Origin of the sequence: Sphingomonas sp. HT-1, assembly GCF_048568905.1 — a bacterium.
Taxonomy (GTDB): Bacteria; Pseudomonadota; Alphaproteobacteria; order Sphingomonadales; family Sphingomonadaceae; genus Sphingomonas.
In genome coordinates, this window is record NZ_CP183770.1 from 2,081,812 (window position 1) to 2,093,556 (window position 11,745).

At 64.8% G+C, this 11,745-nt stretch carries 8 protein-coding genes; 1 reads left to right on the top strand and 7 read right to left on the bottom strand.

Annotation, left to right across the window (positions count from 1 at the left end):
- Positions 1 to 20: 20 nt before the first annotated feature.
- The gene (locus tag ACNFJ7_RS09600; RefSeq protein WP_152997954.1) at positions 21 to 1,544 is read right to left on the bottom strand and encodes a hypothetical protein; all 1,524 of its coding nucleotides are present in this window, start codon (positions 1,542 to 1,544) and stop codon (positions 21 to 23) included.
- Positions 1,545 to 1,653: 109 nt separating this feature from the next.
- Between ACNFJ7_RS09600 and mutS the strand changes: the two genes are divergently transcribed.
- Positions 1,654 to 4,233 carry a DNA mismatch repair protein MutS gene (mutS, locus tag ACNFJ7_RS09605; protein WP_019367684.1) on the top strand — a complete coding sequence of 860 codons (2,580 nt, stop codon included), beginning with the start codon at positions 1,654 to 1,656 and terminating at the stop codon, positions 4,231 to 4,233.
- A 7-nt stretch (positions 4,234 to 4,240) separates the two neighbouring features.
- Here mutS and ACNFJ7_RS09610 read toward each other — a convergent pair whose 3' ends face one another.
- From ACNFJ7_RS09610 to ACNFJ7_RS09635, 6 genes are all read right to left on the bottom strand, one after another.
- Positions 4,241 to 5,929: a putative bifunctional diguanylate cyclase/phosphodiesterase gene (locus ACNFJ7_RS09610; protein WP_152997955.1), complete on the bottom strand. Its 1,689-nt coding sequence runs from the start codon at positions 5,927 to 5,929 to the stop codon at positions 4,241 to 4,243.
- Between the two features lie 524 nt (positions 5,930 to 6,453).
- Positions 6,454 to 6,987 (bottom strand): hypothetical protein, encoded by a 534-nt coding sequence (locus ACNFJ7_RS09615; RefSeq protein ID WP_019367682.1) that lies wholly within the window; start codon positions 6,985 to 6,987, stop codon positions 6,454 to 6,456.
- Positions 6,988 to 7,067: 80 nt separating this feature from the next.
- The gene (locus ACNFJ7_RS09620; protein WP_236704555.1) at positions 7,068 to 8,204 is read right to left on the bottom strand and encodes a glycoside hydrolase family 5 protein; all 1,137 of its coding nucleotides are present in this window, start codon (positions 8,202 to 8,204) and stop codon (positions 7,068 to 7,070) included.
- A gap of 89 nt (positions 8,205 to 8,293) precedes the next feature.
- Entirely contained in the window at positions 8,294 to 10,489 is a 2,196-nt protein-coding gene (gene uvrB, locus ACNFJ7_RS09625; protein ID WP_019367680.1) for an excinuclease ABC subunit UvrB, read from the bottom strand.
- A 59-nt stretch (positions 10,490 to 10,548) separates the two neighbouring features.
- A complete protein-coding gene (locus ACNFJ7_RS09630; protein ID WP_058805493.1) occupies positions 10,549 to 11,157 on the bottom strand; it encodes a PEPxxWA-CTERM sorting domain-containing protein in 609 nt (202 codons plus the stop codon).
- Between the two features lie 92 nt (positions 11,158 to 11,249).
- A complete protein-coding gene (locus ACNFJ7_RS09635; RefSeq protein WP_019367678.1) occupies positions 11,250 to 11,693 on the bottom strand; it encodes a hypothetical protein in 444 nt (147 codons plus the stop codon).
- Positions 11,694 to 11,745 lie beyond the last annotated feature (52 nt).

Consider the following 11,745-nt stretch of genomic DNA (forward strand, 5'->3'; position numbering starts at 1 on the left):
GGCGTTTTCCGCGCATTCCCCTACGTCGCTTTAATATGATGAATTGCGTAGAGAGCGCTGTCGTTTGACTGCCAGACCGGCACCAGTCGCGGGTCACGCGGACCGGGCGGCAGCGGCACGTCGATCAGCCAGAGATAGTCGACCTGATCGAGCGGCAGGCGCGGCAAGGTTTCTGCTATCCCGTGGCGGCTGCGCGCTTCAAACGGGATGGCAGGATCCACGCAGGGCGGCACGGTCACCATCTGGGACGGGTCCTGCCAATAGCCTCGAGGGCGATAGCGAACCTGCAACAGATGGACGGCGCCATTGGTCCAATGTGCATTAACCCAGGCCTGGCGGAACAACGTAGCGAGGTTGGCGAGATGCTCGGTGCGGCCCCGGCGCCATCGATCACCTTTGCAGGGCATCAGGCTGAGATTGAGTACCCGCGAACCTGGCCGGACATGCTCCAGCGCCGCAAGCTCGCGATGATACTCCCGCGCGTAGTCCGCAAAGCTTACCGTAGTAACGGAGAAGCGCAGCACCAGCAGCGTCCATCCAAGTATCGATACCCATCGACGGCGCGTTGGAGTTACTGAACGCCAGTCCTGAAGACCGAGGGCGAGCAGTGGAACGAACGGGACCAATCGTCCATCAATGCGTGTCGCACCGCTCAGGATGCTGGGGGCCGCAAAAAAGAGCAGTAATGTGCCCAGCACCAGCGCCCGATTGCCGGCACGCAACCGTGCGCCCCAAAAGCGCCCCGTCAGAAACACGAGCAGCGCGGCTCCCACCGTGCCGATGTCAAGCAACTGACTCTGGTCCTGCAATGCGGTTGCGATGGCGTCGAGCTTATCGAGGAAATCCCACCGGGTAGACCCACCGGCGCGGGGAGCAAAGGCCAGCGGCACCAAGCCGGCCGCCAGCGGCCACAGCGGCAGAACGGATCGCCACGGCCGCCTTCCCTCGCAGTGCGTGACAATTGCCACACCGGTGATCCACGCTGCCATCAAAGCAGCCGCGACGGCATGGCCGACAACCATCGCAGGCGTGAGGAAGATAAATAGCACCGCGCGCAGGCGGGGTCTGGTCTCAAGCGCCGACCAGGCGACAAGAGCCCAAAGCGCGACCGCGGCGACCAGAAAGAAATTCAGGAAGCCGTATAGGAACCACAAATTGTACACGAACAGCAGCGCCCATGGGAGCGCACTTGCTCCGTTCGCGTTGCGCTGCCTCACCAAGGCGAGTACGCCGCCGGTTATCACGACGGGAACTGCCGCGCAGAGAAGCCAGACCGCCGGCACAAGCCCCATCAGCGGAGCAAGCGGCACTACCAGCAGATCAGCGGCAAGGTTTGGCGCAACTACCCAACGGAAGGTGAAGTACCGCAGCAGTGGACTGGCCGGCGGCGCGAGTTCCACGGCATAGCGGCCAATATGGCCCGGCACGTCGACCAACGGCGGTATGCGGACGAACAGGAAGGGCAGCGCAGATACGAGCGCAATCGCCACGATCCAGCGCCACCGCAGGACGCGGGGCATCTGCGAGGATGGAAAGCTCTGCATGGCGCGCGCCTTATCCCCAGTTTCCACCAGCGTCACCCCATGGCGGCGGTTGTGCCGCCCCCCGTGCTTCCGGTAGCGAGACGCGATGTCTTCCGCCGCCCCTACTCCGATGATGGCCCAGTATCTCGCGCTCAAGGAAGAGGCGGGGGATTGCCTGCTGTTCTACCGCATGGGCGACTTTTTCGAATTGTTCTTCGAGGATGCGAAGGTCGCCAGTTCGGTGCTCGATATTGCACTCACCGCGCGCGGTGAACATGACGGCGAGAAGATCCCGATGTGCGGCGTGCCGGTGCACGCGATGGAAGCTTATCTCGCGCGGCTGATCAAGGCGGGTCACCGGGTCGCCATCGCCAATCAGACCGAAACGCCCGAAGAAGCGAGGAAGCGTGCTGGCTCCAAGGCGCTGGTGGCCCGCGCGATCATCCGCGTCGTTACCGCGGGGACCTTGACTGAGGAAGCCCTGCTCGACAGCCGCTCCGCCAATTGGTGCGCGGCGGTAGGGGAGGCTGGGGGTGGCGTTGCGATTGCGTGCGCCGATATCTCGACGGGCCGCTTCGAACTGATCGAGACCGAGGCAGCGCGGCTTGACGCCGAGCTCGCCCGGCTGAACCCCGCCGAGACGATCGCCGGCGATGCTACCGAATTCCCCGAACTCGCGACCGCACTTCGGCCGAGGATCGATTTCGACAGCGCCGGCGGCGAGGCTCGGCTGAAGCGGCTGTTCGGCGTCGCCACGCTCGACGGCTTCGGCCAGTTCTCGCGCGCAGGGCTCGCGGCGGCGGGCGGGCTGGTCGCTTATCTCGAGCACACGGCCAAGGGATCGCTACCCTTCCTCCGACCGCCCCGCGTCAGCCGCGCCGAGGCAACCATGGCGATCGACGCGGCGACACGCGAGAGCCTGGAGCTGACCGTCAGCACCTCTGGGACGCGCAAGGGCAGCCTGCTCGACGCCGTGGACCGCACCGTCACCGGCGCCGGCGCCCGGCTGCTCGGCACCGATATTGCCGCGCCCTTGATGGACAGGGCGACGATCGACGCTCGGCTCGACCTTGTCCAGTATCTCCACGACGATTCCGGCCTACGGGAAAGCGTTCGCGCGACCTTGCGCGCCCTGCCCGATCTCGGTCGCGCGCTTGGTCGGCTTGCTGCGGGGCGCGGTTCGCCGAGAGATCTAGGCCAGCTCCGCGACGGCCTCGACGGCGCTTGGCGACTCGGCGAACGGCTCGGTGCGATCGCCGATGCCCCGCTGCTGCTTCGGGAGTTGGTGCCCCAGCTCCGCGGACATGGGGCGCTGATTGATCTGCTCAACCGTGCGCTGGTGCCCGAGCCCCCGGTCGACGCTTCGCACGGCGGCTATGTCGCCGAGGGCTATGATGCCGCGCTGGACGATCTTCGCGACGCCGGCGCGGGCGGTCGACGGGCGATCGCTGCGCTGGAAGGCACCTTTCGGGCTAGGACCGGCATCTCGGCGCTCAAGATCCGGCACAACGGCGTGCTCGGCTACCATATCGAGGTGCCTGCGCGGTCTGCCGATGCGCTGATGAAGCCGGACAGCGGCTTTACCCATCGGCAGACTCTTGCCGGCGTCGTCCGTTTCAATGCGCCCGAGTTGCACGACGTCGCCGTCAAGGTAACGCAGGCCGGCGCTCATGCCCTCGCCGCCGAAGCAGCGCATCTCGAAGACCTGACGGGCCAGGCGCTCGCCCGCCGCGAAGCGATTGCCGCGACAGCCGATGCGTTGGCGCGTATCGACGTTACGGCAGGGCTGGCCGAACGCGCTGCCGAAGGCGGCTGGACCCGTCCGGCGCTGGTGGATCATAGCTGCTTCGATGTGGAGGGCGGGCGCCATCCCGTCGTCGAAGCGGCCGTGGCCCGCGCGGGCGGCCGGTTCGTGGCGAACGACTGCCAATTGTCGGAAAGCTCGCGACTGTGGCTTGTGACCGGCCCAAATATGGGCGGTAAGTCCACCTTCCTCCGTCAGAATGCGCTGATCGCCGTGTTAGCCCAGGCCGGTAGCTATGTCCCGGCAGCTAAAGCGACACTCGGCTTGGTCGACCGACTGTTCAGCCGCGTCGGCGCGTCGGACAATCTCGCGCGCGGTCGCTCCACCTTCATGGTGGAGATGGTCGAAACCGCGGCGATCCTGGCCCAGGCGACGCCACGCAGCTTCGTGATCCTGGACGAAGTCGGCCGCGGGACCTCCACATATGACGGTTTGGCAATCGCCTGGGCAGTAGTGGAAGCGATCCACGAGGAAAACCGCTGCCGCTGCCTCTTCGCGACGCATTACCACGAACTCACTCGGCTGGCGGAGCGCTGCGATGCCTTGACCCTGCACCATGTGCGTGCCCGCGAATGGAAGGGCGATCTCGTCCTGCTGCACGAAGTGGCGGAGGGGCCGGCCGATCGCAGCTATGGTATCGCCGTCGCTCGGCTCGCCGGCATGTCTCCGGCGACGGTAAAGCGGGCCAAGGCGGTGCTGGACAAGCTGGAAGCAGGCCGAGCCAAGACCGGGGGGCTAGCAGCCGGCCTTGACGATCTGCCGCTCTTCGCAGCGGCGGCTCAGGCTAAGGCCGAGACGGTGGATGCCGTGCGCGCCGAACTGGACGGGCTCGACGTCGACTCGCTCAGCCCACGCGACGCGTTGGAGGCGCTGTATCGGCTAAAGGCGCTCGCCCGCGAGGGATAGCCGCGGCTCAGGCCGCTTCGCGCGCTCGATGGGCTTCGAGAAAGGCCACCGCATCTGGCGCGTTGAGTGGGCGGGAGAAGAGGTAGCCTTGGAATTCGTTGCAGCCGGACGCGCGCAGGAACAGCTGCTGCATCTCGTCTTCCACCCCTTCCGCGGTTACCCCAATGCCCAGCGACTGTCCGATGCCGAGCACTGCCTGGATGATCGCCCGTGCATCCTGCGAGCTGCCTAGATCGCGCACGAAACTCTGGTCGATCTTCACCCGGTCTATGGCCAGCTTGTGCAGATGCGACAGGCTGGAATAGCCGGTGCCGAAATCGTCGAGCACCAGCTGCACGCCCGCACTGCGCAGGCGTGAAAGACGCGCTTGCACCAATGCGTCCATCGCCAGCATCGCACTTTCGGTGACTTCCAGCTGCAATTGCGCCGGGTTCATGCCGTGTCGCGCCAAGATCGTCAAAACACGGGTGTCGATCTCCGGGCTCCGCAGCTGAATCGGCGAAAGGTTCACCGCGAGCGCGATGTTCGGGAATTTGGCCATCATCGCCGCCGCGCGATCGAGCACCCATTCGCCCAGCGGGACGATCAAACCGCTCGTTTCAGCGATCGGAATGAAACTGGCAGGGGGGATCGTTCCCCGCTGTGGATGATTCCAGCGCACGAGCGCTTCCACGCAGACGACCCTTTGGCCGCTCGCATCGATCACCGGCTGATAGTGGACGTCAAGCTGGTTCCCCGCCGCTAGCGCCGCGCGAAGATCCGCTTCCATGGTGCGGCGGGCCTGTACCTCGGCAGCCAATGCACAATCGAACAACCGAAATTCGTTGGCAGGCTGCTGCTTGGCTTCGTACAATGCGAACTCGGCACGGCGGTGCAGTTCCGCCGCCCCCACGCCCGGCTCGGCCCAAGCGCATCCGACCGATAGGCCAAGCGTCACTGCGCCCGCCGGGCTTGCAAATGGCGTCTCGGACAGCGTCAGCAGCCGGTGGCACGCCGCTTCGGCCGCCGCGACGCCCTGGCAGTCGTCGATCAGCAGTGCGAATGTGTCCCCGCCGGTGCGGGCAACTCGGTCCGACTCGCGGGCCACGCCCGCGAGTCGGTTGGCGAAAGCCTGCAGAAGAGCATCGCCGACGCTATCGCCGAAAGCGTCGTTGATGTCCTTGAATTGATGAAGGTCGATCAGTAGCAACGCGGGATGCGCTGAAGGCTGCGTAGCCAGCATCGCGTCCACCTGCTCGTTCAGCGCAGTGCGGTTGGGCAGCCCGGTAAGCGGATCGTGATAGGCGAGATGGCGGACGCGTGCTTCGGCCTCGCGCAAGGTGGTGACGTCGGTGAGGATCGTCAGCACCAGCAACTCGCCGTGAAGATCGATCAAACGGCGACGCGTAACGACGTACCGATACCGTCCGTCCTGTCCCCGCACAATTTCCTCGGTTTCGAGATCCTCACCGGTCGCGAAGACCTGCGCGTGCTCGGCGAGGAAGCGTTGCACCTGATGAGGCGGGAGATAGGCGTCAAGCGGCGTGGAGATCCAATAGTTGCGGTCATTGCCGCACAGCGCGCAAAACGCCGCGTTGACTTCGACCACGCGGTCCGCGCGGTCGATGAGCAGGACCGGCGAAGGCAGTGCTTCCAGCATGGTGCGGAGACAGGTGTCGCGCACCACGCTCGCGTCTCCCTGACCTGTATGCCCCATGCGGTGCTCCGCTCCGACGTTCCCTGGAGCGTGCATCTCTGCCTTCCCGACTCGGCCTCAGCCAAGTTGGGGCAAGTCCATATCGGAAGCGTAAGGATTTCCTAACCAACCAAAATGGCGGAAAGGATGTGGCTAAAAATGAAAGAGGCCGCCGGGCCCCACTCCTGGGTACCCGGCGACCCCCGACATGGTCAGCGGCCGGAGAGCTCCAGCCCGGGAGACCATGCGGACCGCTTTGCTTGCAGCTGCCGGCGTTGGTTGGAGGAGGATACCTCCCGCACGACACCACGGACGGAGGACTTCCGTCCGCGCGACAAGCTCAGCGGCGCGTCTCCCGAACGAACTGAACCGACCTCACTGCTGAACCATGAGACATCGGATCACCTCCTTTCGCTTGTTGAAGAGCCTGTGCCTCTCGACACACTTGACATGTAGGATGACCCTGAGTCGCAGAACAAGTCTTGTAAAAGATTTTTATCGGTGCGATTCTGGGGGTCTGGGCCAAACTGGCGAGCCACATCGTCCTATTGGCGGCAATCCTCCACCACGCGCAGGATTTCCGGCCAGGCCGGTATCACCAACACCGGCAGCCCCCCGCCTTCGATCACGAACCGTCCGCGGCTGAAGCCGATCGCATCGAGGACACTGTCGTTCGCCGGGAAGTGGAGGGCTAACATGCCGGCCATATTCGGGTCCGGGGCGGCAGGAATGACACGGACGGCGCTGGTGGTGCGCAGCGTGAGGGTCGCGGGCGCGGTGCCGGTTCGGGAGAGCGTCACGCGGCGTGCCGGTCGGTCGCAGCGCAGGATGGCAACGGGAGTTATCCCCGCGATACCATAGGTTGCGCTGCCGCCCGAGAAAGCGGCCCGGTAGCGCCAGTCGCCGGGGGTGAGCGGCCAGTCGCGCCAATCTGCGGCCGGCGCCGGGGTGGGAGACGGCGTCGGAGTGGGCACGATAACGGGTCGCGGCGCGGGTGCGGGCGGCGGTGTCGAAGGCGCCGGCACGCAACCGGCAATCGCAAGGATGCCGGCACCGGCGAGCAGGGAAAGCAAACGCATGCGCGGCTTATGGGCGAGTGTGAGCAGCACCTCAACCGCTACCCCCCGCACGCGCGCCGCAGCCCGCCGCAGACGCGCAGCTATTGCAGCGTTGTCGTAGTGCGGATCGCCTCCATCATGCCGGGCAGCCAGGACGCGCCGTCACGCAGTCGGAAGGTGTTGGCATAGGCCCAGGCGCAGCTCTGCACTCCGATCGACGCATAGGCGGCGGAAACGGTGCCGTAATAGAGAATGCGCTGCGCCAGCGGAACGCCAGGATCGTCATTGGCGCCATACTCGCCGACGAACACCTGCCGACCGGTACGCTGCATGTAGGCGCGAACTGCCGCCAGATTGGCGTCGAGCTCGCGCAGATCGGCCGCACTGCCGAAGCTCCGTCCGAGCGGCGGCACCCGGCCCGGGGCAAGCCAGGTCGCATTCTGGTGAGTAAAATCGAACGGATCATAGGTGTGGATCGTCACCACCAGCCGCGGGTCGTCCGGTAGTTGCAGCGTCGCCAGCGACGACACCCCACTCCAGTTCTGCCCGCCGACGACGACCGCGCGCGTCGGATTGGTCGCGCGCACTTGCGCCAGCGCCGGGGTTAGGATGCCGAGCAGGTTGCTGTCGTTGAGCGCGCCATTGGGCTCGTTCATCAGCTCGAACCAAACGCTGGCTTCGGGCTCGTCAGCGAAGCTCGCTGCGATCTGCTTCCACAACATCGCAAACCTTTCTGCATGGGCAGCGGGCGCAGTGGCCATTTCGTCATAATGGTGAAGATTGAGTAGCACGTTGAGCTTGGCAGCTCGCGCGGTGTCGACCACGTGCCGCACGCGCGCGAGAAACGCCGCATCAATCGTATAGGGCGCTGCAGCCATTGCATGGTTCGACCAGCGCACCGGCAGGCGGATCGTGTCGAAGCCGGCTGCCTTGATGATCGCGAAATCACCGTCGACAATCGCGCGTCCCCAGGCGCCTTCGACCGGCGCCTCGAGATGATTCCCCAAGTTGACACACTTGCCGATAGGGATCGCCACGCCGGCGGTGGGGCGGAACGCGGCGGCGGGGGTGTAGCTCGCCATCGGGGCCGCGGGCGTCAACGAAGGACTCGGTGTCGGCAACGGCGTGGGTGTCGGGCTCGGGGCCGGCGGCGTAATGGTGCCGCCAGCAGTTCCGCCGCCGCCACATGCCGCCAGCACCGCAAGCGCAACGCACGCGATCATTGCACGCTGTTTCATCCGGCATCTCCCCTGATCGGCCGGTTGCTTCGGCTGCTAAGTCGCAGTGTCGCTGAAGCGACGGCGAAAATCAACGGCTTGCCGCAGCACTACCCCCGTCGTGGACCTCCGAACTTCGTCGTGGTCTGCTTGCCGAACCGCGTCTTGCGCGTGCCCGGCTTACCCTCGTTCGAGCGTCCCATGATCGGCGCCTTGCGCTCGCCCTCGGGCAGGCCGAGTTCCTCCGCCTCCAGCGATCGAATCTCATCGCGCAGGCGGCCGGCCTCCTCGAACTCCAGGTTGGCAGCCGCATCGCGCATCTTCTTCTCGAGCTCCTCGATGTACGCGCGCAGATTGTGGCCGACCATGTGCGGACGGTCCGCATCTATCTCCACGGTGACGCCGTCCTTCGAAGCGACATGGGCAATGATGTCGCCGATATTCTTCTTCACCGTCTCCGGCGTGATCCCATGCTCGAGGTTATACGCCATCTGCTTCTCGCGTCGGCGGCCGGTCTCGGCAAGCGCGCGTTCCATGCTGCCGGTCATGCGATCGGCATAGAGGATCACGCGGCCCTCAACGTTACGCGCGGCGCGACCGATCGTCTGAATCAGAGATGTCTCGGAACGCAGAAAGCCTTCCTTGTCGGCATCGAGGATAGCGACCAGCCCGCATTCGGGGATGTCGAGGCCCTCGCGCAGCAGGTTGATGCCGATCAGCACGTCGTACACGCCCATCCGCAGGTCGCGGATCAGCTCGATGCGCTCCAGCGTCTCGGTGTCCGAGTGCATGTAGCGGACCTTCACGCCCGCCTCGTGCATATATTCGGTCAGGTCCTCGGCCATCCGCTTGGTAAGCGTGGTGACGAGCGTGCGATAGCCCTTGGCCGCGGTCGCCTTGCACTCCTGGATCAAGTCCTGCACCTGCTCCTCGACCGGCCGGATCTCCACCGGCGGATCGATCAGCCCGGTGGGGCGGATCACCTGCTCGACGAACACGCCGCCGGTGCGCTCCATTTCCCAGTCGCCGGGGGTGGCCGAGACATAGGTGGTCTGCGGCCGCATCGCGTCCCATTCGTTGAAGCGTAAGGGCCGGTTGTCGATCGCGCTCGGCAGCCGGAAGCCGTACTCGGCGAGCGTCAATTTGCGCTTGTGGTCGCCGCGCGACATGCCGTTGATCTGGCCGATCGTCTGGTGGCTCTCGTCGACAAAGAGCAGCGCGTTTTCGGGCAGATACTCGAACAGCGTGGGCGGCGGCTCGCCGGGCAGGCGGCCGGTGAGGAAGCGGCTGTAATTCTCGATGCCCGCGCAGGAACCCGTCGCTGCGATCATCTCCAGGTCGAAATTGGTGCGCTGCTCCAGCCTCTGCAGTTCCAGCAGCTTGCCCTCAGCCTCCAGTTCCTTCAGCCGTTCGGCAAGTTCGTGGCGAATGCCCTCCATTGCCTGCTTGAGCGTCGGCCCCGGCGTCACATAATGGCTGTTGGCATAGACGCGCACCGAATTAAGGCTCGCCACCTTCTTGCCGGTGAGCGGATCGAACTCGACGATTTCTTCGATCTCGTCGCCGAAGAAGCTGATCCGCCAGGCGGTATCCTCATAGTGGGACGGGAACAGCTCAAGATTGTCGCCGCGCACGCGGAACGCGCCGCGCCCGAAGGCGGCATCGTTGCGCTTATACTGGAGCGCCACCAGCTTGCGGATGATCTCGCGCTGGTCGACCACCTGGCCCTTCTTCAGGTCGAAGATCATCGCGGAGTAAGTCTCGACCGAGCCGATGCCATAGAGGCATGAAACCGAGGCCACGATAATAACGTCATCGCGTTCAAGCAGCGAGCGGGTGGCCGAGTGGCGCATCCGATCGATCGCCTCGTTGATCGAACTTTCCTTCTCGATATAGGTATCCGACCGCGGCACATAGGCTTCGGGCTGGTAATAGTCATAATAGCTGACGAAATACTCGACCGCGTTTTCTGGGAAGAAGCTCTTGAACTCGCCGTAGAGCTGCGCGGCGAGGATCTTGTTGGGCGCGAGGATCAGCGCGGGGCGCTGCAATTCCTCGATCACCTTGGCCATGGTATAGGTCTTGCCCGAGCCGGTGACGCCGAGCAGCACTTGATCACGCTCGCCGGCGCGCGCCTGCTCGACCAGTTCCGGAATAGCAAAGCGCTGGTCGCCGGAGGGCTGATAGTCGGAGACGAGCTTGAATGTCTTGCCGCCCTCGGCCTTTTCCGGGCGCTGCGGGCGGTGAGGGATGAAGCTCTGCCCGGTTTCGGGCTCCGCGAGATTGGTCCGAATCTGAATGGCCATGGCAGCCAATATGGGGAGACGCGGCAGAGCTGAAAAGCCGCGCCCCGTCCCCTTTTTGTTCAGGCAGTGACGGCCGCACCCGCGTGGCGGCGGCGAAGCACACCACCGACCAGCCCAAAGCCGCCAATCAGCATCGCCCAGTTCGCCGGCTCGGGCACCGCCGTCGTACCAAGCGCGAAGGTGACGTTGTCCATTTGGATACCAGGCGCCGTCACCTGGACGGTGAAGCGCGTCAGATCGGTGAGGTTGAGCGAGACGGTCTGCAGCCCAGGCGTGAGATCGAGATTGAACAGCCCGGAACCCGAGCCGCTCAATGTCTCGTAGCTGAACGTCATCGGCCCGCCATTGCCGGCGTTCATCACATCGGCGATGTCGAAGCGCAGCAGATCGAAGGCGGTGCCGCCGACTGCGCTGATCGTAAGATCGCCGGTAAAAGAGGGAGCGAGCGTCGCGCCACCGGGATTGGCATTGGCCGCCGCGCCAGCCCCCCAGGTGAAGAAACCGAACGTGTTCGACATCGCGAACTTCAGCCCCTTCTCACTATAAGGCCCGCTAACACTGTGGTTGGCGGCGTTGGTAAGTGGCGTAAAGGTGATGACCTCCGCCGCGTTCGCGGCGATGGGCAGCGCCAGACAAGCCGCCGCGATCGGCGCAAGCAATTGTCGCATGATATCCCCTCATCTTCTCTGTCGAGCATGGCTAGTTTACCATGAGAAACATCTGCAGATCGAATCCTAAATATCTGCAGCGGAGTCCTATTTCAGGATCTGATCGAGCTATAGGCGATCCGCCACATCACTATCCCGATACCCGCCGCCGCCGCTGCGACGGCGATTCCAAGTGCGGTCTTGGCGGCAAGTCCCAGCAACCAGCTTCGCGTATCGATAGGGGCGATAGTGAACAGGCCGGTGCCGTGCCCCTGCACGCCAGCAAAAAGGCCCAGGCCAAGCAGACCAATGAGCCAGGCGGCATGACGGCCGCGGCGAAATCCGCACGCGTGCAACGCCAACCAGATCGGTCCGGCGACCGCCGTCAGCGCAACCGCGACACACAGAGCGCCGACCATCCCGCCGGCAAGCAGCCCGGCTGGCGAACGCTGGCCGCTGGCCAGCAGCAGCGCCAGGATCAGCAATCCGCCCAGCACACTGCCCGCCGCTATCGCCCTGCCCGCGCGATCGATAGTTGTCTGATAGTCGCCGCCCATATGCCCCGCACCCTTGAGGGCATTTTAGGACCGCCAAGCAGAGCGCTCAAGA